Raw genomic sequence first — 23,471 nt, 5'->3', positions numbered from 1 at the left:
TTAAAACTACTCAATAATGATAATCATTGCTGACGGGGGATCAACAAAAACAAACTGGTGTTTGTTAGACGATTCGAATAAAAAAATCTACTTCAACACAGAAGGATACAACCCTTATTTTGTTGATAGTGAATACATTGTAAACTCCCTAAAAAAAGGACTACCGCAAGATTTACCTTTTGAAAAAATCTCAGAAGTAAACTATTATGGTGCAGGTGTTCATAACAAGGAAAAAGCACAAATTGTAGTTGATGCATTAAAACAAGTATTTACTACAGCTGAAGTTGAAGTAGGGCACGATCTTCTTGCAGCAGCAAGAGCATTATTAGGAACTCAAGCCGGATTTGCTGCGATCTTAGGAACAGGCACAAACTCTTGTCTCTATGACGGCAAAGAAATCACATTAAACATCGACTCAGGTGCTTACATTTTAGGTGATGAAGGTTCTGGTAGTTATATTGGTAAAAAATTATTGGCAGACTATGTTCGTAATTTGATGCCTAAAGATGTTAAAGAAGTATTCTATAACACGTATAAAATGACAAAAGACGAAATTATGGACGCGGTTTATACTAAACCTATGCCAAATCGTTTCTGTGCTAGCTTTAGCAAATTTGTCTATGACAACAATGTAAATATCGAATATACACGTAATATCGTTGATGAAGCTTTTGAAGCATTTTTCAGAAATCTTGTTAGCAAATACCCTAATTATCAAAGCTATACTTTCAACTGTATCGGTTCGGTAGGTTATAATTTCAGAAATGTATTAGCTGAAAAAGCTGAGCAATATGGAATGAAAGTAGGTAAGATCTTACGTTCTCCTATCGACGATTTAGTACAATTCCACATCGATAGAGCGGCAGCAACAGCCAAATAAAAAAGAAAAATAATCTTTAACATAAGAAAGGTATTCAATAAAATTGGATACCTTTTTTTGTTGCTCTTCCCCCACTCTCTTGACCTTATGGTCTTCTCCTCAATGAAAATCCCCGCTAATATTAATTTCCAATAAACTAATTCATACCGTTTTACAAGACATTTTAATGATTTAATAACAGGAATTTCATCGGTACAAAATAAAAGTATCTTTTTTTTGTAAAAGAAGATAACAGATTTATTGAATGAAAAATCGTGGCATACAATAATACAAAAAACGGTAAAATAGACCGCTCATGATCGATTCATTTCAGGCAAAGCCGTGGAAGGTGAACTATAGTCCTCAACAGCGGGACAAACAACAAAATCAACAAAGGTCGAAACATCTTTGTAGACATAGATGAATAAAAAAATTTATTGCAAATGAAAAGAAGCCTTGATATACTTGTAATCTCAGATTTACACCTAGGTACCTACGGTAGTAGAGCTAAAGAGCTTTTACTTTACCTAGAGTCCGTATCTCCCAAAATACTGATACTCAATGGAGACATCGTAGACATTTGGCAATTTAAAAAAAGTTATTTCCCACAGGAACATCTCAAAGTCATCAAAAAAATCATTGACATGAGCTCTTCGGGCACAGAAGTGCATTACATCACGGGCAACCACGATGAAATGCTGCGCAAATTTACCGATCTAAAATTAGGTAATATCAAGCTGAGCAATAAACTACTTCTCTCACTCAATAATCAAAAAGTATGGATCTTTCATGGGGACGTTTTCGACGCATCCATTCATCATTCTAAATGGTTGGCCAAGTTGGGTGGCTGGGGCTATGACAAACTTATACAGCTCAATAATATCATTAATTACTGCCTAGATAAAATGGGTAAGGAGAAATATTCTCTTTCTAAAAAGATCAAAAACTCGGTTAAAAAGGCTGTCAAGTATATATCGGATTTTGAACATACAGCGACTGAACTAGCGATCGAAAAAAATTACGATTTCGTTATCTGTGGACACATCCATCAACCTCAAATCAAAGAAGTTATAACGCGAAAAGGAACCTGCACCTATATGAACTCAGGGGACTGGATTGAAAACCTCAGTAGTTTAGAATATAAAAATGGGGAATGGAAGCTCTTCTATTTTGAAGAAAACAAAGAACAAATCCTGAAGAATAAAATCATCGATATCCCTCTTTTCAGCCTGGAAGATCTTAAAAAGATTGTCATATCTTAATGAACACAACGCAGATCTGCATAAAATCAAGAAACCAATACAACAAAAAGCCGAGCTAGCTCGGCTTTTTGTTGTATTGGTTATAACTCAAATGTCGAACCGATTTCCGGCAATGACAATGAAATATCCTCATTTTGGAATTTATCCAAAGCTTGTTGTTTATCGATCGTTATCGGCGGAAATGAATCGTAATGGATACCAACTACCCGAGCACAATTCACAAATTCAGCGGCTTTAATTGCATCATCCACATCCATTGTATAATGCCCACCAATAGGCAAAAATGCCCAATCCAGCTTCATGTCTGCCAGCAATTTCATTTCCATGGTTAACGCAGTGTCTCCAGCAAAATAAATTCGCTTGCCTTTTACATTAAAGACAAAACCTACAGGAAACCCACCGTATTGACCATCAGGTGTACTATTGGTATGTGCGGCATACACCATCTTTACCGAACCAAAAGGTAGTTGAACCGTTCCGCCCAAGTTAAACTCGATAACTTTATCATCAGGTACTCCCTGTCTTCTCACCCAGCCTGCAGTTTCAACAATCGCTAAAACAGTGGCACCGCTGTTTTTTTGAATCGTCGCCATATCTGCCACATGGTCCTGATGCCCATGACTTAAAAAGATATAATCCGGTTTAATTGTATTTACATCGATTTCTTTTGCAAGTGGATTATATGTAACAAATGGATCTAAAAGAACCTTCGTTCCGTCAAAATCAAACTCCACACATGATTGTCCGTAATAAGTTGCTTTCATGATAATATCGCTATTGATTAAATAATCCGCCTAGTCCTCCTAGTCCACCCAACATATCCTTGCTTGCTGCCTGCATTTCTGCCTGGCTGATATTCTCAGCTTGAGCAATTGCCTTATTCAGAGCAACCACAAGTAACTCCTCCAATTCTTCCTTATCTGCGTTTGATAAAAATACAGGGGCGATGGTAACCTCTTTTATCTCTTTGTTTGCTGTCGCTACCACACGGATTAAACCACCTTCCACTTCACCAGACACAGAAATTGAATCCAATCTTTTCTTGATTTCCTCCGCCTTTTGCTGGGCTTGAAATAATTTGTCAAACATATTTATATCATTTATTTCAGGCCAATTTACAAAAATCTGCGCATACCTACTATTGCTAATTTACTTTCGCCAATGCCTCCTTTTTTTCTGAAAGTGACTGGTCTTATTGACCAGAAAGAACCTTCAGTTCGCTTTCATTGCGCTTGGTGTCTTCGAAGTCAGGAAGGTTTTGTATTTTTGCACCATGCAAAGCAATCAAGAAAAACTAGTCGCCCATATTTTGGACCAGTTGGACCTAAATCCGGCAGCTATTCCAGCTGAAACCTACGACACATTGATTTCAGATCGCCCTCAACTTGTCGACATCGATGATATGATCTCCTATATCAAACGTATCGGGACTGATCTCGATGCCATCGATAAAACAGTTGAACTGGTTGAAAAAATTGAAGACGAAACAAGTATTCTAATCCACAAGCTTAAGTTTATTTCGGCCACTGACAGGCCCAAAGTACTGGTGCTGGACCAAATACAGCCCCTTGAAATAAACCGTTCTGCCTATCTGCAGGAAGCCATAAAAATTGCAGGTGGTATTCCAGTTACGACAAAACATGATGCCGATAAAATCATCGTCATCGGCAATGGGGAACAGACATTTATCCAAATTCCACAATTGTTGAATACGGCAGCTATCGCTTCATCCAAAGCTATCGAGCTTGATCAGGTCTTTATTATGACCAGTGAACAATTTGCACAAATTCCCGGATACAATTATTTGAGCGAACTCGAATCCTTAGCCGAAATTCTTCAACCAAAGTATTTCGTTTATGGTCATGAAGGGAACGATTGGCTACAATTTCAACTAAGCTAAAGAACCAAAATATAGGCATAAAAAAACAGCTCCGGTAGAACGAGAGCTGTTTTTTATGTTTTATAATTCTAGTTATATCTTCTGCGCAGGACATCGTATAATTTTTCAACGGTATGCGGTTTATCTGCCCATTTATTTTTAATCGCATAATTTGTCTGCAAAAATGCATCCGCTTCCGCGTAGCTTGTAAACCTATTCAATAACTCAACAGCCTCACTATATGCTAAACTATACCCATTAAACAAATCCTTAATAAATAAGAGCTTATCATTTAAACTTATCCCTGCTTTAATATCCGTGAGTTTATCGCTCTGTCCAGATTGATTCACCTGATAAACACGATTCTGTACGCCAGCTTGTTTCTGTTGAGAGATAATTTCATTTAAGGTCAATGGTCTCGCTGGAGCTTCCTCAATGACCGTATTGATTTCCTCCTGAATAAGAACTTCTTGCGGCTGTTCAATAACCACCTCTTTTGGTTCTTCGATTACTTCTGTAACGAAGACAGTCGGTTCTTCGACTTGTGTAGTAGCTTCCTCTTCTGCCTGATAAGCTAATTCCTCCACTGGGGCAGCTGCAAAAACAGGGGGAATTGCAGCAACTGGAGGTGCAACAGGTTCAACAATTTCAGGACTAGGCTCTTCCGATTGTAAAGGTTCACTTTCAGAAACAAATGGAGTTTCTGGCTCTTTCGATTTTACAGGTTCACTTTCAAAGACAAATGGGGTCTCTTTTTCCTCCACGATCGCTTCTTCATTTTCACGGCTGAAATCTTCAACTGGTTGAGCTTCTTGAACCTCTTTTTGGGGCTGTTCAGCAACAACTTGCTGCGCTGATGTTCTAATGGTCGAAGGTGGGGTAAAATAATCGTTGAAAGCAATCTTCTTACTGTCCAAGGCTGCATTACTTAAAGCATGCTGCGATTGACCTTCCTGAAGAACAGCCTTGGTCTTGAGTAAAGTTATGTAAGCCGCTACAGCCTGAGCTTTCGCTTCCAGTGTTACTAATTCGTTAATTTCGGACAAACTACCCTGCTCTGACAAGATCAGATATTGTCCATTTAAATCCTGTAATAAATCGCCTATCTTATTAAAAATTTCCTCTTTAGTACCCATAGTTCTATTTGAAATCACCAATTAATCATTTATAATACTTATACCTTCAACCGACCGAAAAGTGGAAAACTCAATCCTTTGATTTAGAAATATTTGGATTTACGTTCACTTTTTTGCTACCCAAATTTAATATTTAATTCTGATATTAGCAGTGTCAAAAACAGAATATAATGGGAGGTCATTTTACAAAAATCACCTTATTTGCAGACCTTCCGACAAAATTAAATTAATCAAATGCTTTTTTCCGAACATAATTTGGCTTTGCGCCCCGCTCAATATGGTAGCATTGAAATTGTCTGTGGCTCGATGTTCTCAGGCAAGACAGAAGAATTGATTCGCAGGCTAAAACGAGCACAATATGCGCGTTTGAATGTCGAAATCTTTAAACCATCTGTTGACAAACGATACGATGAAAAGTTGGTCGTTTCTCACGATAGTAATAGCATCCCGTCAACACCCGTTGATCATTCTTCAGCGATCCTACTTTTGAGTTCATCTACCCAAGTTGTCGGAATCGATGAGGCACAATTTTTTGATGACGGTTTGACAGAGGTGTGTGTCAAATTGGCAAATAGTGGTATCCGGGTAATTGTTGCCGGGCTCGATATGGATTTTCAAGGGCAACCATTTGGCCCAATTCCCAATCTAATGGCAGTAGCCGAACACGTTACGAAAGTACATGCGGTTTGCATGCAATGTGGCGCGCCAGCGAATTATTCCTATCGCCTGACCAAGGATACGGAAACCGTACTTTTAGGTGAAAAAGACGCTTATGAACCACGTTGTAGACCCTGTTATTTCCACTTGAATAAGTAGCCTGATCAAAAAAGTCAACTAAAAATCTGCCAAAAGTGCTGTAAAAACTATTTGGCATAGGATTTGAAATATACTTTATAAATAAGAAGATTAGCGCTATTAATAGCGACAAAATACTTTTCATAATTTAGGTTTATAATTGGTTAGTTAGCACCTCCTTGCCCATCAAGGAGGTGTTTTTTTTAACAAAAAAAAGAACGCTGCTCTCTTTGACTGAGAACAGCGTTCTTTTTTTGATGAACTCCTATATACAAAGCCTAAGGTTGAACACCGTAGTTTATTACCTTACGGCCGATATTCCCGGTTTGATCCATTCCCTCGACGATTACCTTGTAATTTCCATTTCCGTCGGCATTATAAAACTGAATGGCAGCCTCCCCGGTCTCTGTGATCGAGACTTTCGGATTCCAGTAAATGGTCGTTCTCAAATCGTTTGCAGCCTTTCTTTCCGGCGTATCATATTTTGGAACATAGAACTTCCGCTCTTTAATATACCCCAATGGATACATATCGATTACATTTGATTTAGGCAATAAGCTTTCAATCTCACTCAATGACATCCGTGGTTTCTTCGCTTCCACTTTCTTCGTATAGATTGACACAACACCATTATTTTGATACATTCTGGAGACTGTACCCAATTCATCACGTAAGAAGATTTCGATACCTTCGATATCCGCGACATTGATGCTATTCAATCCGGGCTCATCAATAGCCATACCGTTCAGAAAGAATTGAACAGGTGTACGCCCACCCGCATTATAATCACGAGAAACATAATATTTCAATGTCTGTGGATCATAGGTAATGCCCGTCAATACCGTTTGAAGACACATGGTCAACACGTTACAACCGGTCAAACGTTCGGGTTCAATACGGTGTTCAGGCATGGACAGCCCCGAAATAGAAGGAAAATCTTTATTGGTGATTACTTTCTTCACTACAGCCGTCACTTCGACCTCATCCAAGAGAATCGATTTTCGATATTCTTTTCGGCTATTCGCCAAATAAGGAGCAAAAGCCTGGTCTATATTAGGTACAAAATAACTCTTATAGCCATTATTCTTATCGATCTCAGGGTAAAAGCTCTGGTCCATATTAATAACCAAGCTTCGGTAATTGTCATTCGACCGAGCATTAACCGTTACTTTGGACGAATCCGGGAACACAAGATCTTTAAATGTGAATCGTCCATTTTGATCCGTATAAACATCCTTCTTAATATTACGGGAAGGCACCGATAAAAGTAACCCACCATTTGGATAAGGACGTCCCGTATTCATCCGGAGTATACCGGACAATTCGATTCCTTGCTCAGGAAGAAAACTGATCTGCGGCAACTTCTCCGATATAAGCGTCGGGTAGTCAAATCGACGATAGCCCTGCGTCATTAATAAAGCATCTAAAGCCTTATCCCGGTTGGGATTTTTTTCATCAAAATATGAATTTGGGTTCTCTACATTTCCTTTGAGGTCCGAAGTCAACAAAAAGTTGCTCACAATCGATAGATCTGCCTGATCATTATAAGGAACTTTGGATTCGTCTATTACAGCTACTGAATAGCTTCCCGGGAACTTCTGCCCATTGTTGTCTACAGCAAGTTTAAGATTGACCAAGTCTTTAGCCTTATAACTTTGCTTATCGCTGGTAACCTGAATATTTAAAAGTTTTTCGCTTTGAACAAATGCCAAGCGCTCACTGATAGGCTTTCCGTCCGGACTCAATAAGGTTACCTGGACAATACCATTTGGTAAACGCTCTTTCGGAATATTGACCAATGCTGATGAAGATTTTAAATTCACCTGCGCGCCAAAACAGAGATGACCATTCGACTGCACCAAAACATAATAGGATTGCCCCTGGTTTTTTGAAAAATTCTCTTCACTGGTTACCACGGCAAACTCAGCATTCGTGGCATCCTGTTTTACAAAAACAACATTTGCCTTGTCATTGACAACAGCCGGCAATTTGTATTTGCGTTCCTGTCCATTCTCAAACTTCACAACAGCTTGATAATTTTCCCCCGCGAGCGGCAGGAGAGAAAAATAGCCCATTCCAGTTCCGAAGTCCGCAAACTCCGCTACAGACTTGCCCTTTGAATCTAAAATACTTCCTTTTACCTTTAGCCCCTTCCCATCGGATCCGAGAGCTTTAAATGCCACTTTTTTTGCCAATCCGGCGATAATATCTCCCCCTTCAGGAAAGAATTGCACGTCTGCATCCCACAAGGCATTTTTGAGCAAGAAAGAACTAGACAAAGGTTTTTCATTTTTATTCTCCTGAATGCTAATCTTCAGTTGTCCTTTCTCCAAATTTGCTTTTTCCTTTGCAGACAAATTTATCGTTACTTTCCCTAGACCATCCGTCTCACCTTTACCCTTGTCGAACGTTTCCCATCCCGAGACAAACTCCCAATTGATTTTTGAATTGATCATCGGTTTTCCCGTACGATCGCGGAACTGTATGACAGCTTGGGTTTTATTGCCACCAATATTATTTTGAAATTCAATGTTTGTAATCAATTTCTTATTGATAACATCACCGATTGGCACCACTTTATTAAAGAAGTAGGCATTATCAAAGTTGGCCATCCATTTTGTGTAACCTCTAAATCGATAATTGTCCTGCGACATAAATTGAGGATCAAGTACAATCTGCCCATTTCCTACCCCTTTATCCAATGGAATTTTTAGTGTCTGAATCAGGGAATCACGACTGTTCAGTACTTCCACATAAGCTATTTTACTCGGCTCATATTCGGCCAAATTGCGGGATAAATAGGTCGAAAACCAGAGGGTATCCCCCACCGCATAATATGGTTTATCGAAATGTAAATGTACCTTTTCAACTGGGTAGACCTGAAAATATTTCTGAACTCGTTCTACGATCGTATTAATAGGCAACGTAGGTGTAGTCTGGGCATAAGTCGTCCCCATTCCTAACAGTCCTATCGATAAAGTCAATAGTTTTATGTGCTTCATTGAAAGTCTTAGAATAAAAAATGAATAGCTAAATATATTCAATTTTGAGCAAAGACCAACCCCATTGGGGTATTTTTAACATTTATTATACCTATCCATAGGGTCATTACCGACTCTTTAAAGATAATTTAAAGCAATGGAGCCAAAAGCCTACAGATGGAATCAACTCCTCTTTTCCAGCGGCTTCGTTGCATCCATTTTCGGATTGTAATCAGATCTGAGACCTCAATATCAGCTAAAAATTGTGCATTAAGACGGTCGCAAAGCGCTTTATCCGAGACAATTCCCGAGATTTCAAAATTGATGTAAAAACTTCTGATATCTAAGTTTGTCGTACCGATATAGGCAAGCTTCCCATCAATACAGATAGTTTTGGCATGCAGAAATCCCTTTGTATAGAGGTATACGTTGACTCCTCTTTCCAACAGTGGTTTTATAAACGAGAATGAGGCGTGCTGTACAAAAAACGAATCAGACTGGGCCGGCAACATCAAGTCCACACGGACTCCTGAAGATACCGCGAGCATTAAAGCGGTCGTCAATTGATCGCTGGGAATAAAATATGGCGTACACAACTGTACATATTCTTTTGCTTCGTTGATACCGGCAATAATTGCTTCCATATTGAAAGGCGCTGGCGATCCAGGATCACTGGCTGTAAATCCTACTCCACTCGCATCTTCATCGGTAAGGGGAAATCGGTTTAAATAACCTCGGCCCAATTCAAACGATTCCGCATCTGTCTGGTTCCAGCTGTTCCAAAACTGGATTTGCAACGTATTTACGGCCGCGCCGACAACCATCATAGCTGTATCCCGCCAATAAACCTCATTTTTTCCATTATTGATATATCGATCTGAAATATTGATTCCGCCGACAAAACCTATTTTACCATCGATCACCGCTATCTTGCGGTGATTTCGGTAGTTGCTATTCGCCAAGGAGCTAAAGGTTACTGGAAGAAAAGCTTGAAACACAAAATCGGGTTTATGCCTCCGTAAATATTTAATTACATCAGGAGCACCAAAACTATCCAATATCAGACGTACGGTGACCCCAGCTTTTGCTTTTTCTGCTAGAATATGTAAGATCTCCTGCCCTATTTCATCCATTTCCCAGATATAATATTCCATATGAATGGAATGCTGCGAAGCTTTAAGACGATCAATAAGTACCGGAAACTTTTCTTCCCCATTGATAAATAGGGTTACATCGTTGTTGAGGGAGAATGTAGAGATCTTCTGATTTTTAAGGTAGCGGTATACCATGGCCAAACTACCGATCCGTTCATTTAACGTATCAATATGTTCCTCCATTATTTCGGATTCCTTACGCCAGGCATCCAGTAGCTTTTTGGACTGCTCGCGATACACGCGTTTCATCCTTTTGACCTTCTTAAACTTCTGACCAAAGAAATAGTAACTGAGCAGACCGACGACAGGTAAGAAAACAATGACCATAATCCAGGCAATGGTCTTGGAAGGATTACGGTTTTCGATCAAAATCGTCCCGATTACACCAATATAAAGGATGAGCAAGGGAATCCAATAATATTCTAATGCAATCTGTAAAATATGATGAAGTACCTCCATATTGTGTGCTAAGGGTTTTACCAAATATAATACTTAGCATCGACATATTGTTTGTCGTTAAACACAGTTTATTGCACCATCGACATGAATGAATGGACTTAAATAAGGAATGTCTAAATTGGCACCCCGGAGTATAAACCAAATTCCCAATAAGAAATAGAGAAAGGGAACCCATTTCGAAAATCCGATTTTGAAAGATCTGGAGAAATTTCCCAGAAATGAAAACGCAAACAATAGCGGGATAGTTCCTAAGCCAAAACACAACATAAAAAAGAAACTTTGCTGTGGACTGTCTGCATTTATGGACGACATGAGTGCCATGTAGACCATACCGCAGGGCAATAAGCCATTCAGTACGCCTGCAATAAAACTTCCCCCCGGTTTATAGAGCCATTTCGACAATAAGCGTACAATTGGCTGCACAGCCTTCGTCTGCCAGCTAGCGATTTTTCTATTATGCTTACCAATAAGCTGGAATAAAGCAATTCCGATCAGAATAATACCTGTGGCCCAGCTCAAACTTCGCTGCCAACCTTGAATCTGCGCAAATGTTCCGATCGTACCGAGTAAAAGTCCTAAACAACCATAAGTCAGTACCCTGCCGGATTGATACAGTATTTTATTGAAGAAAACGTTCCAACCAAAACCCTGCCTTCCTTCAATGGCAAAAATTAATGGGCCACACATTACCGCACAATGTATGCTTCCAAACAATCCCATGAAAAATGCAAAATAGGTATAGCTCATTTCCTTAAACTAAAATAAAATATGCTCTTCAAACAAAAAATCTTTACCTACACTCTTCCAGTCAATATACAAATTCCACATTCCTTTATCGAACGTGGAAATGGGCAGTGTATATAAATTACTGGTTGTCTGAAACGGTAGCTCTTTATCCAGCCGATTATCCGAAGGTTTTCGGAATAGTAATTTCCCTTTATTTTCTTTGGACACAAAATGAATATATAGGGTATCCTTCCTGATTTCGACGGTTGGCGATTCATTCATCATCAGCACATTTTGCTTCTTATCATAAGCCTGATCATAATTCAGCCCCTGTTCATAGTAGTCATCTTCTTCCAGACTATCCGAATCATGACTCACCATATATATTCCAGCTCCGACGATGCACAACATAAATACCGCCAAGGTTAAAAAAATTTTTGTACCCCAATTCATTGTTTTTCATTTTAATTCATACCCGGAGGCGCAATAAAAGTGGTTTTTAAACTTTCCACTTTCTTATCTCCCGAATAGATAGCTAATTTTATATTACTTTTATAGGTCTCCACATCCTTATTCGCGATAATTAGAAAAAAGCTCAGTGTCGCATGCCCATCTTTACTCAATTTTTGAATAGGATTGACCAGTTGAATCGTTAAACGCGGATCATCACAGACCAATTTAAAAGGCATTTCTTTACCAGACTTATTAATCAATTCCAAAGAATACAGATTGCTTATTGTCTTATCATCACGAAGCTGGTAGGTGCTTCCCTTTGCCCGAAGCAATCTTCCATCCACCTGAGAACGATTGAACAACAGAAAACAAAAGACCGACATTAATGCAACCAACACGATAGAATAGGCTATTGCCCTCGTATTGCTTTTTTTCTTCAGTGTTCCTTCAATCTCACCCATTGGATAAAAGCCAATTAACTTTTTAGGCTTTCCAATTTTGTCCATTACAGCATCACAAGCATCAATACAGGCCGTACAGCTTACACATTCTAATTGCAAACCATTTCGAATATCAATTCCTGTGGGGCATACATGTACACAGAGTTTGCAGTCTACACAATCTCCATGTGTCGTCGTTGCATCCTTTTGCTGTTTTCCTCTTGGCTCTCCACGTCTATGATCATATGCAACAGTGATACTTTGGTCATCGAGGAGTACGCCCTGCAATCTGCCATAAGGGCAAATTGCAATACATACAATCTCCCTGACGTACGCAAACACACCATAGAAAACCAATGTAAATATGATTATTGATATCAATCCACCGATATGTTGGTCCAATGGATCAGTGATGATCTTCATCAGCGCATCAACACCGATGATATAAGACAAAAAGATATTTGAAATGAAAAATGATATGATCAGGAATATACCATGTTTCAAAAACTTTTTCAATTGTTTTTGATCCGTATTAGGTCCAGCATCCAATTTCTTTTGTTGTTGCCAATCACCTTCGATCCAATATTCAATTCGTCTAAATATTAATTCCAAAAAAATAGTCTGGGGGCAAGTCCATCCGCACCATACCCGTCCAAAGACAACAGTAAACAAAACCACACATACCATCACGATTAACATGCCGAATACGAATATGTAGAGATCCTGTGGATAGAACAGATTTCCTAAGATGGAAAACTTTCGCTCAATAATGTTGAACATGAGAAACGGTTCACCATTTATTTTGATAAAAGGAACTACAAACAAGAACAGCAGTAGTGAATACCCAACCCACTGTCTCTTTTTGTAAAGCTCTCCCTGCGGTTTTTTGGCATAAATCCATTGTCTTTTTTTTGACTTAGATCCACCGTTATTGGCATTATTCACGACTACTGTACTCATTGCTATTTCAATTTACTACTCTGCTTTTTTTTCTGTTTCAGCCTGATCGGCTTTGCTCTCATCCGCCGGCTTCTCTCCGCTTGCAGCCTGGCCACCGCCATAGGTTACCTCTTCACCTTGCGGAGCTTTTGGATTAGCAGGGTGTGTATCCCTTAAGGTGATAATATAACTGGCAACCTGTGCGATTTGTGCAGGACTTAAAGTTTGTTCCCATGGCACCATTCCTTTATCAGGAACACCATACTTAATGGTTTTGAAGATATCTTTAATCTCGCCACCATGAAGCCAAAACTTATCGGTCAAGTTAGGTCCGATGCCTCCCTCGCCACTACCACCGTGACAAGCGACACAGTTTGCGGTAAAGATTGCTTTTCCATCAGCTGCCATTTCCGGCTGAAACTCCACGCTACTTTCGTCTACATTGCTCGCAGAAGCAGTAAGATAAGCCTGACGCTCTTTCTCGGCAACGACCATCTCATGTTCATACTCCTGGTCCTGGTTCATTCCGATGCCCGACACCTGATAAACAAATAAGTAAACAAGGCCGAAAAAAATCGTTCCATAAAAAAGGAAATTAAACCAGATCGGAATCGGATTATCCAATTCGCGGATACCATCATACTCATGGTCTATGACAATATCCTTTTCTTCTGAAATCGGTCTGATCCCCATGATCTTGTTCCAGGACCTTTTCATCCAGCCCTTATTCGCCGCCTTTTTGAGTTTTTCCTCCTTGGCCAATTCAGGCATGGTAATCTTAATGATGGATTTCATCGCGCGATTGACCATCAATGCCGAAGCGAGAAGAGCCAGCATCACAACGATCAATACAACAATTAAGATATCTGTGTATAAATTATCTGTACCGAATCCTATCGTAGATTGAACAACTTCTGCGGTAGCTGGTGCAGTATCCAATAATAAACTCATATATTATAGACTTTCAGGTGAATGATTCAGTTCCTTTTCTGTTTCATCTTCTTCCAAAGGCAATTCCTTCATATAAGTAACATAGTCTTTTTTCATTCGAAACAACATTATTGCTACTGAAATGAAGAACACCAAGAAGATCCAAAGTGATGCAATTAGATAAAGCTCACTGCCGTTTAGATTTGTTATTTGCTTAAACATAGCTTTATTGATTTGCGTTAACATTATCAGCTACTTTTGGAGCTGCTTTTATATCTGTTCCTAATCGCTGTAAGTATGCAATTACAGCTACAATCTCACGGTCAGCTAACACATTCACTTGATTTTGTTTTAGATCATCAGCAATTTTTTGTGCCTGTTTGGTGAGATCCTGCTCAGCATGTTCAATTTCCGCGTCGGTATAAGGGATTCCCAATTTCCGTAATGCTTTCATTTTATCTTGCAGAATAGAATTATCCAGCTTCTGATCGATCAACCAAGGATATGTTGGCATGATACTTCCTGGCGAGGTAATCGTCGGATCCAACAGGTGATCAAAGTGCCATTTATTAGGATATTTTCCACCGATTCGATGCAGATCTGGTCCCGTCCGCTTCGAACCCCATAAAAACGGTGTATCGTAAACAAACTCTCCCGCCTTACTATACTCTCCGTAACGGGCAGTTTCGGATCTAAATGGACGAATAGTTTGCGTGTGACAGTTTACACAACCTTCTCTCACGTAGAGATCCCTTCCCTGCAGTTCCAATGCTGTATAAGGTTTTACACTCGCAATCGTTGGAACGTTTTTAGAAATTGTAAAAGTCGGCACCATCTCCACCATACCCCCGATGAGGATCGCAATAAGAGCCAGTACCATAAATAAAATTGGCTTACGTTCAAGGCGACGGTGTTGAGACTGTTCGTTTACTTGAACCGGCAATAATGCAGGAGCTTCTGCAGGCTCATTGGCCAAAAGCTTCCCTTTTTGCATAGTTTTGATCAAGTTGAACGTCATTAGGAACACGCCCGATAGATAAAGTGCACCACCTAGTGCACGCATCATGTGCATTGGCAAAATTTCCAATGTTGTCGCAAGGAAGTTTGGATATTTCAAGACCCCTTCCGGTGTAAATTCCTTCCACATCAAACCTTGTACTACAGCTGCCCAATACATCGGGATCGCATAGAACAAAATACCCAAGGTACCTATCCAAAAGTGCGTTGATGCCAACTTTTTAGAATATAACTCCGTTTTATAAATACGTGGTATCAACCAGTACAGAATACCGAATGTCATAAAGCCGTTCCATCCCAATGCACCTACGTGTACGTGTGCTACAATCCAGTCGGTAAAGTGAGCAATTGCATTCACCTGCTTTAAAGATAGCATAGGGCCTTCGAAAGTCGCCATACCATAACAAGTAAGGGCCACGACCATGAATTTTAACATAGGCTCTGTCCGTACCTTATCCCAAGCACCACGTAAGGTCAACAAGCCATTGATCATACCGCCCCAACTCGGAGCAATCAACATAATGGAGAATACAACCCCTAAAGACTGTACCCAACCAGGTAGCGCCGTATAGAGCAAATGGTGAGGACCTGCCCAGATATAAATAAAAATTAAAGACCAAAAGTGAAGAATACTTAACTTGTAAGAGTAAACTGGACGGTTGGCCATCTTAGGAAGGAAATAATACATCATTCCCAAATAAGGAGTTGTCAAGAAAAAAGCAACTGCATTGTGACCATACCACCATTGTACCAGCGCATCCTGTACGCCTTTGTAGACATAATAGCTTTTCCAGCCAGCTACAGGTAATTGGATGGAGTTAACAATATGCAATACGGCTACTGTAACAAATGTGGCAATATAGAACCAAACAGCGACATACATGTGACGTTCGCGCCGTTTGATAATAGTACCGAACATATTGATTCCGAATACGACCCAAATGAGGGTAATTGCGATATCAATAGGCCATTCCATTTCGGCATACTCATGGCTTGAAGTAAGACCGAGTGGGAGTGTAATAGCCGAGGCAACAATAATTAATTGCCAACCCCAAAAATGGAGCTTACTCAAAGCATCACTGAACATTCTTGCTTTAAGCACCCGCTGTAAGGAGTAATAAACTCCCATAAAAATACCATTACCTACGAAAGCAAAAATCACCGCATTGGTATGCACAGGACGTACACGGCCAAATGTTGTAAATTGCAATCCAAAGTTCATCTGGGGCCAAACAAGCTGCGTTGCCACAAGCAATCCTATGGTCATACCAACTATCCCCCAAATAATGGTAGCGATTCCGAAATTCCTGACAATCTTGTTGTCGTAATTAAATTGCTCTAACTGCATTACTTAAATTGTTGATTCTGATTCAAAAATAAGCAGCAATTTATGACAATCTAATGATGGACAATGCGTACAAAAGTGATGTACGTCACTTTTTTATTACCCGATTACAAGGCTTAGTTAGCAATTTCGACCATTGGTTGTAAATGACTTAGGGAAAATAGAGATCTTGAAAGATACTTTTTACAATTAGATCTGACATCAAAAGTGACCGTAGTCACATTTCCTGATGTTTTATGATCTTCTTAGCGAGATATCAATGACGGAATCCACATCATGTCATAGCAGCGCATGATCCATATCCTTTGAATGATTAGTATCTAGTTCGCATTAGATTTCTTGGGAATCGGTCTGTAAGTTTTTCGTATAGGACTAGTCAGGACTATCTACGCCACTAGGAAAAGGGGCTCTCCGACGGCCATGTACTGCGATAACCAATAGGCGGAGGATATGCAGTAAACCGGGGAACTATTTAAACGCAAGAAGCCCTTGACTGTTTCCAGCAAGGGCTTCCGTGTAAAAAAAGGCACCTCCAAGCTTATGGCTGAACAACTAAATGGAACCTTAAGCGTTAGCAGTCAGCAAGGCAAGGGATCAACGTTTACATTAGTCGTTCCGTTCACCGAAGAAAAGAAAAATAAGAAACAAATTACGAGCTTGGACAAGCTCTCAAAAGAGCTACGCTTTGTCTTTATTGATGACAATCCAATCAATAATCTATTCGTAAAACAAGCATTGCAACATTTCGAAGATGTGAAAATCTATCAGGATTCATCTGCAGCAATAGCCTATCCAAAGGAAAATAGAACGGTTATTATTATCACCGATCTCAGGATGCAAGGCCCTACAGGCTGGGATATCCTCAACACAATCAAAGACAACAATAGCCTACAGGGATGGAATAGCAAGGTTATTGCACTGACCTCAGACGAATCCCAAGTGACAATGCGAGCTCCGGAAGGGCAGCTACATCGTTTTGATGGGATTATGGTTAAACCATTTAATTTAAAAGCATTACTACAGTTTATCTAACAGAAGTATAGAGCAGGCAATTGACAATTATCTAGGAGTTGCGAAGCAATTTTGATTTATAATAATCAAATTCTTCTTGTGTAATGGCTCCATTATCCAGTAACTGTTTAAATTTGGTCAATTCATCGGCAATATTTGATACTGCATTACTTTTATCAATTTGATTTGTACGGTTGTTGGATTGGTTTATATAATTTTGTCGAAATTGTGCTTCTTGATATTCGATAACACGTTGCATGGAATATTTCTTTTTCGAGAAAAGAGCTACAAAAAAGCCTATAATTGGGCTTACTACCAGTGAAATTGCAAAAATTGGCCAAAAGCCTATTTCTCTATTCTTTCCAATTAAGCCAATTAAAGCAGATCCCCCAACCCAAAATAATATCATTAATCCCATTTTCTAAGTTTAAATGTTACAAAATAATTTCCTTAAAAATAATAAATAATTACCACATCACTTCATCTGGTTGACACAAACTATTTAATTTAAGATCATACGCAGCACATACTCGCTATGAATATCAGCATTCACCATCTGAGATGGATCCAGATAAAGCGCTAGAAACAGGACATAGAGATATGACTTTCTTTAAGGAATGAGGATATAGCAAGTCACTAAACGCAAGAAGCCCTTGACTGTTTCCAGCAAGGGCTTCCGTGTAAAAAAAGGCACCGACCTACTCTCCCACCTGTTACGGCAATACCATCGGCTCTGGCGGGCTTGACTGCTCTGTTCGGAATGGGAAGAGGTAGACACCGCCGATATAGGCACCTAAAAATCTTTATTGACATTGTGATCTTATATGATCATCTTCATGCCAACTGACATAGCTATTGAAAGAGTTACGTTTCCTGTTTGTTTCTTAAAAATTAAAGAGGAAGACAACAGTGTCTGTCTGCTTGAGAAAGCTTCGGGCTATTAGTACCACTTGGCTTTGGTCTCTCAACCTTTACACCTATGGCCTATCAACGTAGTCATCTTCTACGACCCTATAAGGAAGTCTCATCTCGTGGCTAGTTTCGCACTTAGATGCTTTCAGCGCTTATCTATTCCAGACGTAGCTACCCTGCCGTACACCTGGCGGCATAACAGGTTCACCAGAGGTCTGTCCAACCCGGTCCTCTCGTACTAAGGTCAGATCCACTCAAACTTCCAACGCCCACAACAGATAGGGACCGAACTGTCTCGCGACGTTCTGAACCCAGCTCGCGTGCCACTTTAATGGGCGAACAGCCCAACCCTTGGGACCTTCTCCAGCCCCAGGATGTGACGAGCCGACATCGAGGTGCCAAACCTCCCCGTCGATATGAGCTCTTGGGGGAGATCAGCCTGTTATCCCCAGCGTACCTTTTATCCTTTGAGCGATGGCCCTTCCATACAGAACCACCGGATCACTATGTCCGTCTTTCGACCCTGTTCGACTTGTCGGTCTCACAGTCAAGCAAGCTTATGCCATTGCACTCCACGTACGGTTACCAAGCGTACTGAGCTTACCTTTGAAAGCCTCCGTTACCTTTTTGGAGGCGACCACCCCAGTCAAACTACCCACCAAACAATGTCCTCGGCATTGCCGAGTTAGAAACCGAATACAGAAAGGGCGGTATTTCAAGGTTGATTCCATGACTCCTGGCGAAGCCACTTCAACATCTCCCGCCTATCCTACACATCCTGTACCCAATCTCAATGTTAAGCTATAGTGAAGGTGCATGGGGTCTTTCCGTCCCGTTGCGGGTAATCGGCGTCTTCACCGATACCACAATTTCACCGAGCTCATGGCTGAGACAGCGCCCAGATCGTTACACCATTCGTGCAGGTCGGAACTTACCCGACAAGGAATTTCGCTACCTTAGGACCGTTATAGTTACGGCCGCCGTTTACTGGGGCTTCGATTCAATGCTTCTCTTGCGATGACATCCCCTCTTAACCTTCCAGCACCGGGCAGGTGTCAGGCCTTATACTTCATCTTGCGATTTTGCAAAGCCATATGTTTTTGTTAAACAGTCGCCTGGGCCTTTTCACTGCGGCTGCTCTTACGAGACAGCGCCCCTTCTCCCGAAGTTACAGGGCCATTTTGCCGAGTTCCTTAGCCATGACTCACTCGAGCACCTTAGGATTCTCTCCTCGACCACCTGTGTCGGTTTGCGGTACGGGTCTTCATAACCTGAAGCTTAGCGGGTTTTCTTGGAAGTCTGTTTACCTGCTCTATCAGCGCCACCGGAGCTTTGCTGTACTATTGGGTTTCAGCAGGGTCGGCGGATTTGCCTACCGTCCCTATACCTACGCCTTTCAACGAACTATTCCGTCAGTTCGCGGCAGTGTCACTACTCCGTCACCACATCGCAGTTATGAAGAGTACTGGAATATTAACCAGTTGTCCATCGGCTTGCCCCCTTCGGGTGCGCCTTAGGTCCCGACTGACCCTGATCCGATTAACGTTGATCAGGAAACCTTGGTCTTTCGGTGGGCGGGTTTCTCACCCGCCTTATCGTTACTTATGCCTACATTTGCTTTTCCATAACCTCCACAGTTCATTGCCAAACTGCTTCCCCGGCGATGGAATGCTCCCCTACCAGATGCATATCTTTCAATGCAAATCCATAGCTTCGGTACCGTTCTTGATGCCCGTTTATTATCCACGCCCGGCCGCTCGACTAGTGAGCTGTTACGCACTCTTTAAATGAATGGCTGCTTCCAAGCCAACATCCTAGCTGTCTGGGCAACCGGACCTCGTTAGTTCAACTTAGAACGAATTTGGGGACCTTAGCTGATGGTCTGGGTTCTTTCCCTCTCGGCCTTGGACCTTAGCACCCAAAGCCTCACTGCCGGCTATATTTGATAGCATTCGGAGTTCGTCTGGATTTGGTAGGATTTGACTCCCCCGCACCCAATCGGTAGCTCTACCTCTATCAAACTCTACGCCGACGCTGTTCCTAAAAACATTTCGGGGAGTACGAGCTATTTCCCAGTTTGATTGGCCTTTCACCCCTACCCTCAGGTCATCCGGAAACTTTTCAACGTTTATCGGTTCGGTCCTCCATTACATGTTACTGCAACTTCAACCTGCCCAAGGGTAGATCACAAGGTTTCGCGTCTACCTCATCTGACTATGCGCCCTATTAAGACTCGCTTTCGCTTCGGCTGCGTCCCTGAAGGACTTAACCTTGCCAGACAAGAGTAACTCGTAGGCTCATTATGCAAAAGGCACGCTGTCACAGGACCTGCCTGCTCCAACCGCTTGTAAGCACACGGTTTCAGGTTCTTTTCACTCCCCTGTTCGGGGTTCTTTTCACCTTTCCCTCACGGTACTGGTTCACTATCGGTCTCTCAGGAGTATTTAGCCTTACCAGATGGTGCTGGTGGATTCCCACAGGATTTCTCCGGTCCCGCGGTACTCAGGATACCACTATGTCAACATTCTTTACCTGTACGGGGCTCTCACCCTTATTGCGCAGTTTCCCACCTGCTTCCAGTTCATAGCGCTGTACAATGTCGTGGTCCTACAACCCCGACCATGCCGTAACATGATCGGTTTGGGCTCTTTCCCGTTCGCTCGCCACTACTTGGGAAATCATTGTTATTTTCTTCTCCTACGCCTACTTAGATGTTTCAGTTCAGCGCGTTCGCGTTTTATACGACTATTCTTCAAATAGTCAGGTTGCCCCATTCGGAAATCTCTGGATCAAGTCGCATTTGCCAATCCCCAAAGCTTATCGCAGCTTATCACGTCCTTCTTCGCCTCTGAGAGCCTAGGCATCCCCCGTGTGCCCTTATTTACTTTCTTCACCGGCATAGCCTTTTGCTACTATGCGGCTGCTTTTGATATATATACACATATGCTAGGTTCGGGATCGTCCGGCATTCACCGAGGGTCTCTCCCTTACTTCAGACACATACACGTATTGTCTCTATACTGTTGTCTTCTCTTGTAATTTTTTTTCTCTTTCAATATGTCAAAGAACTCTTTTTCCGGTATCCTGAAGTATATCTTTATATACTTCACCGGAGATGTGGAGAATAACGGATTCGAACCGTTGACCCCCTGCGTGCAAGGCAGGTGCTCTAGCCAGCTGAGCTAATTCCCCATTCGTTTTCGTAGTCCCGAGCAGATTTGAACTGCTGACCCCTACATTATCAGTGTAGTGCTCTAACCAACTGAGCTACGGGACTAGCTTATCTTGTTCATCTCTTTCTCTCGGTCCTGCTCCCTTAGGGGCGGGCACTTTCTTCTGATGTTTTTTCTTCCTGCAATCATATGTAACGTGACGAGCACCGATCTTCGATACTCTAGAAAGGAGGTATTCCAGCCGCACCTTCCGGTACGGCTACCTTGTTACGACTTAGCCCCAATTATCGGTTTTACCCTAACACGCTCCTTTCGGTAACATGCTTTAGGTACCCCCAACTTTCATGGCTTGACGGGCGGTGTGTACAAGGCCCGGGAACGTATTCACCGCGTCATTGCTGATACGCGATTACTAGCGAATCCAACTTCATGGGGTCGAGTTGCAGACCCCAATCCGAACTGTGAATGGCTTTTAGAGATTAGCATCATATTGCTATGTAGCTGCCCGCTGTACCATCCATTGTAGCACGTGTGTAGCCCCGGACGTAAGGGCCATGATGACTTGACGTCGTCCCCACCTTCCTCTCTGTTTGCACAGGCAGTCTGTTTAGAGTCCCCACCATTACATGCTGGCAACTAAACATAGGGGTTGCGCTCGTTGCGGGACTTAACCCAACACCTCACGGCACGAGCTGACGACAGCCATGCAGCACCTAGTTTCGTGTCCCGAAGGACGAGTGCGTCTCTGCACTCTTCACTAACTTTCAAGCCCGGGTAAGGTTCCTCGCGTATCATCGAATTAAACCACATGCTCCTCCGCTTGTGCGGGCCCCCGTCAATTCCTTTGAGTTTCACCCTTGCGGGCGTACTCCCCAGGTGGATAACTTAACGCTTTCGCTGGGACGCTGGCTGTCTATCGCCAACATCGAGTTATCATCGTTTAGGGCGTGGACTACCAGGGTATCTAATCCTGTTCGATCCCCACGCTTTCGTGCATCAGCGTCAATACCAGCTTAGTGAGCTGCCTTCGCAATCGGAGTTCTAAGACATATCTATGCATTTCACCGCTACTTGTCTTATTCCGCCCACTTCAAATGGATTCAAGCCCATCAGTATCAAAGGCACTGCGATGGTTGAGCCACCGTATTTCACCCCTGACTTAATAGGCCGCCTACGCACCCTTTAAACCCAATAAATCCGGATAACGCTCGGATCCTCCGTATTACCGCGGCTGCTGGCACGGAGTTAGCCGATCCTTATTCTTCCAGTACATTCAGCTAGATACACGTATCTAGGTTTATTCCTGGACAAAAGCAGTTTACAACCCATAGGGCAGTCATCCTGCACGCGGCATGGCTGGTTCAGGCTTCCGCCCATTGACCAATATTCCTTACTGCTGCCTCCCGTAGGAGTCTGGTCCGTGTCTCAGTACCAGTGTGGGGGATTCTCCTCTCAGAGCCCCTAGACATCGTCGCCTTGGTAAGCCGTTACCCTACCAACTAGCTAATGTCACGCGAGCCCATCTCTATCCTATAAATATTTAATAGCTAACCGATGCCGGTCAGATATGTTATGCGGTGTTAATCTCTCTTTCGAGAGGCTATCCCCCTGATAGAGGTAGGTTGCTCACGCGTTACGCACCCGTGCGCCACTCTCACCGTCTTCGAGCAAGCTCTCCGACGGATCCCGTCCGACTTGCATGTATTAGGCCTGCCGCTAGCGTTCATCCTGAGCCAGGATCAAACTCTCCATTGTAAAATGAAGTTTTTGATTCCAACTATTTACATAATCAGAATTCTTTTTTTATATCTCTGATCTTGGATCGAATTGAACGAATTCTTGAATTTGTTCATGACTTTCGTTTGTCTACTCGTCACGCTTACATGATTGTGTTTTCTTAAAGAACTTTTCTCGCTTCAACTTCCGTATCCGCTATATTCCGATGGCATTGCGCCGTCTTTATCTTTTTTGTTTTTCCCTTCGTTTCCGTTGGGACTGCA

General features: G+C 41.8%; 17 protein-coding genes, 2 tRNA genes and 3 rRNA genes. 5 read left to right on the top strand and 17 right to left on the bottom strand.

Annotated elements, in window-relative coordinates; translation table 11 throughout:
* Positions 1-16 precede the first annotated feature (16 nt).
* Both CBM24_RS07650 and CBM24_RS07645 read left to right on the top strand, forming a co-directional pair.
* Complete coding sequence (locus CBM24_RS07650) at positions 17-880, top strand: N-acetylglucosamine kinase (protein ID WP_046671899.1); 864 nt, start codon at positions 17-19, stop codon at positions 878-880.
* Between the two features lie 422 nt (positions 881-1,302).
* Entirely contained in the window at positions 1,303-2,121 is an 819-nt protein-coding gene (locus CBM24_RS07645) for a UDP-2,3-diacylglucosamine diphosphatase (RefSeq protein WP_046671898.1), read from the top strand.
* Between the two features lie 80 nt (positions 2,122-2,201).
* Here CBM24_RS07645 and CBM24_RS07640 read toward each other — a convergent pair whose 3' ends face one another.
* Both CBM24_RS07640 and CBM24_RS07635 read right to left on the bottom strand, forming a co-directional pair.
* The gene (locus tag CBM24_RS07640; protein WP_075991738.1) at positions 2,202-2,885 is read right to left on the bottom strand and encodes a metal-dependent hydrolase; all 684 of its coding nucleotides are present in this window, start codon (positions 2,883-2,885) and stop codon (positions 2,202-2,204) included.
* Between the two features lie 10 nt (positions 2,886-2,895).
* Positions 2,896-3,210 (bottom strand): YbaB/EbfC family nucleoid-associated protein, encoded by a 315-nt coding sequence (locus CBM24_RS07635; RefSeq protein ID WP_088160752.1) that lies wholly within the window; start codon positions 3,208-3,210, stop codon positions 2,896-2,898.
* Between the two features lie 184 nt (positions 3,211-3,394).
* On the opposite strand from CBM24_RS07635, the gene CBM24_RS07630 reads away from it, so the two are divergent.
* Positions 3,395-4,021, top strand: coding sequence for a hypothetical protein (locus CBM24_RS07630; protein WP_088160751.1), 627 nt, complete (start codon positions 3,395-3,397; stop codon positions 4,019-4,021).
* A 68-nt stretch (positions 4,022-4,089) separates the two neighbouring features.
* Here the strand turns inward: CBM24_RS07630 and CBM24_RS07625 are convergent, their stop codons facing one another.
* A complete protein-coding gene (locus tag CBM24_RS07625) occupies positions 4,090-5,136 on the bottom strand; it encodes a hypothetical protein (protein WP_088160750.1) in 1,047 nt (348 codons plus the stop codon).
* Between the two features lie 234 nt (positions 5,137-5,370).
* Between CBM24_RS07625 and CBM24_RS07620 the strand changes: the two genes are divergently transcribed.
* Positions 5,371-5,952, top strand: a complete 582-nt coding sequence (locus CBM24_RS07620) for a thymidine kinase (RefSeq protein WP_075991734.1) — start codon at positions 5,371-5,373, stop codon at positions 5,950-5,952.
* A 257-nt stretch (positions 5,953-6,209) separates the two neighbouring features.
* Here CBM24_RS07620 and CBM24_RS07615 read toward each other — a convergent pair whose 3' ends face one another.
* From CBM24_RS07615 to ccoN, 8 genes are all read right to left on the bottom strand, one after another.
* Positions 6,210-8,933, bottom strand: a complete 2,724-nt coding sequence (locus tag CBM24_RS07615) for a hypothetical protein (RefSeq protein ID WP_088160749.1) — start codon at positions 8,931-8,933, stop codon at positions 6,210-6,212.
* Between the two features lie 128 nt (positions 8,934-9,061).
* Positions 9,062-10,525: a cardiolipin synthase gene (gene cls, locus CBM24_RS07610; RefSeq protein ID WP_088160748.1), complete on the bottom strand. Its 1,464-nt coding sequence runs from the start codon at positions 10,523-10,525 to the stop codon at positions 9,062-9,064.
* Between the two features lie 57 nt (positions 10,526-10,582).
* A complete protein-coding gene (locus CBM24_RS07605) occupies positions 10,583-11,272 on the bottom strand; it encodes a sulfite exporter TauE/SafE family protein (RefSeq protein ID WP_088160747.1) in 690 nt (229 codons plus the stop codon).
* 9 nt (positions 11,273-11,281) lie between these two features.
* Positions 11,282-11,704: a FixH family protein gene (locus CBM24_RS07600; protein ID WP_088160746.1), complete on the bottom strand. Its 423-nt coding sequence runs from the start codon at positions 11,702-11,704 to the stop codon at positions 11,282-11,284.
* A gap of 11 nt (positions 11,705-11,715) precedes the next feature.
* The gene (gene ccoG / locus CBM24_RS07595) at positions 11,716-13,104 is read right to left on the bottom strand and encodes a cytochrome c oxidase accessory protein CcoG (protein WP_088160745.1); all 1,389 of its coding nucleotides are present in this window, start codon (positions 13,102-13,104) and stop codon (positions 11,716-11,718) included.
* A gap of 15 nt (positions 13,105-13,119) precedes the next feature.
* Positions 13,120-14,034 carry a cbb3-type cytochrome c oxidase N-terminal domain-containing protein gene (locus tag CBM24_RS07590; protein ID WP_075991725.1) on the bottom strand — a complete coding sequence of 305 codons (915 nt, stop codon included), beginning with the start codon at positions 14,032-14,034 and terminating at the stop codon, positions 13,120-13,122.
* A gap of 3 nt (positions 14,035-14,037) precedes the next feature.
* Positions 14,038-14,235: a hypothetical protein gene (locus CBM24_RS07585; protein ID WP_046671935.1), complete on the bottom strand. Its 198-nt coding sequence runs from the start codon at positions 14,233-14,235 to the stop codon at positions 14,038-14,040.
* A gap of 4 nt (positions 14,236-14,239) precedes the next feature.
* Positions 14,240-16,378, bottom strand: a complete 2,139-nt coding sequence (gene ccoN, locus CBM24_RS07580; RefSeq protein WP_088160744.1) for a cytochrome-c oxidase, cbb3-type subunit I — start codon at positions 16,376-16,378, stop codon at positions 14,240-14,242.
* Between the two features lie 537 nt (positions 16,379-16,915).
* On the opposite strand from ccoN, the gene CBM24_RS07575 reads away from it, so the two are divergent.
* Positions 16,916-17,407 (top strand): response regulator, encoded by a 492-nt coding sequence (locus tag CBM24_RS07575; RefSeq protein WP_157698403.1) that lies wholly within the window; start codon positions 16,916-16,918, stop codon positions 17,405-17,407.
* A gap of 31 nt (positions 17,408-17,438) precedes the next feature.
* On the opposite strand, the gene CBM24_RS27490 is transcribed toward CBM24_RS07575, so the two are convergent.
* From CBM24_RS27490 to CBM24_RS07545, 6 genes are all read right to left on the bottom strand, one after another.
* Positions 17,439-17,795: an SHOCT domain-containing protein gene (locus tag CBM24_RS27490; protein WP_198386057.1), complete on the bottom strand. Its 357-nt coding sequence runs from the start codon at positions 17,793-17,795 to the stop codon at positions 17,439-17,441.
* A 276-nt stretch (positions 17,796-18,071) separates the two neighbouring features.
* Positions 18,072-18,183: ribosomal RNA gene (gene rrf, locus CBM24_RS07565) — 5S ribosomal RNA — on the bottom strand.
* A gap of 124 nt (positions 18,184-18,307) precedes the next feature.
* Positions 18,308-21,189, bottom strand: a 23S ribosomal RNA gene (locus CBM24_RS07560).
* A gap of 227 nt (positions 21,190-21,416) precedes the next feature.
* A tRNA-Ala gene (locus CBM24_RS07555) sits at positions 21,417-21,490 on the bottom strand.
* 11 nt (positions 21,491-21,501) lie between these two features.
* A tRNA-Ile gene (locus CBM24_RS07550) sits at positions 21,502-21,575 on the bottom strand.
* A gap of 121 nt (positions 21,576-21,696) precedes the next feature.
* Positions 21,697-23,226: ribosomal RNA gene (locus tag CBM24_RS07545) — 16S ribosomal RNA — on the bottom strand.
* The 16S, 23S and 5S rRNA genes sit together here with 2 tRNA genes alongside, the layout of an rRNA operon.
* Positions 23,227-23,471: the final 245 nt, after the last annotated feature.

The sequence above is a fragment of the Sphingobacterium sp. G1-14 genome (genome assembly GCF_002196555.1).
In the GTDB taxonomy this organism is placed as follows: domain Bacteria; phylum Bacteroidota; class Bacteroidia; order Sphingobacteriales; family Sphingobacteriaceae; genus Sphingobacterium; species Sphingobacterium siyangense.
This window is presented reverse-complemented; position numbering and strand designations above follow the sequence as displayed.

Coding starts and splice junctions, on each gene's coding strand:
- CBM24_RS07630 (WP_088160751.1), top strand. CDS start 3,395: ATGCAAAGCAATCAAGAAAAACTAGTCGCCCATATTTTGGACCAGTTG.
- ccoN (WP_088160744.1), bottom strand. CDS start 16,378: ATGCAGTTAGAGCAATTTAATTACGACAACAAGATTGTCAGGAATTTC.
- CBM24_RS07600 (WP_088160746.1), bottom strand. CDS start 11,704: ATGAATTGGGGTACAAAAATTTTTTTAACCTTGGCGGTATTTATGTTG.
- CBM24_RS07605 (WP_088160747.1), bottom strand. CDS start 11,272: ATGAGCTATACCTATTTTGCATTTTTCATGGGATTGTTTGGAAGCATA.
- CBM24_RS27490 (WP_198386057.1), bottom strand. CDS start 17,795: ATGATATTATTTTGGGTTGGGGGATCTGCTTTAATTGGCTTAATTGGA.
- CBM24_RS07575 (WP_157698403.1), top strand. CDS start 16,916: ATGGCTGAACAACTAAATGGAACCTTAAGCGTTAGCAGTCAGCAAGGC.
- CBM24_RS07650 (WP_046671899.1), top strand. CDS start 17: ATGATAATCATTGCTGACGGGGGATCAACAAAAACAAACTGGTGTTTG.
- CBM24_RS07640 (WP_075991738.1), bottom strand. CDS start 2,885: ATGAAAGCAACTTATTACGGACAATCATGTGTGGAGTTTGATTTTGAC.
- CBM24_RS07590 (WP_075991725.1), bottom strand. CDS start 14,034: ATGAGTTTATTATTGGATACTGCACCAGCTACCGCAGAAGTTGTTCAA.
- cls (WP_088160748.1), bottom strand. CDS start 10,525: ATGGAGGTACTTCATCATATTTTACAGATTGCATTAGAATATTATTGG.
- CBM24_RS07615 (WP_088160749.1), bottom strand. CDS start 8,933: ATGAAGCACATAAAACTATTGACTTTATCGATAGGACTGTTAGGAATG.
- CBM24_RS07645 (WP_046671898.1), top strand. CDS start 1,303: ATGAAAAGAAGCCTTGATATACTTGTAATCTCAGATTTACACCTAGGT.
- CBM24_RS07635 (WP_088160752.1), bottom strand. CDS start 3,210: ATGTTTGACAAATTATTTCAAGCCCAGCAAAAGGCGGAGGAAATCAAG.
- CBM24_RS07625 (WP_088160750.1), bottom strand. CDS start 5,136: ATGGGTACTAAAGAGGAAATTTTTAATAAGATAGGCGATTTATTACAG.
- ccoG (WP_088160745.1), bottom strand. CDS start 13,104: ATGAGTACAGTAGTCGTGAATAATGCCAATAACGGTGGATCTAAGTCA.
- CBM24_RS07585 (WP_046671935.1), bottom strand. CDS start 14,235: ATGTTTAAGCAAATAACAAATCTAAACGGCAGTGAGCTTTATCTAATT.
- CBM24_RS07620 (WP_075991734.1), top strand. CDS start 5,371: ATGCTTTTTTCCGAACATAATTTGGCTTTGCGCCCCGCTCAATATGGT.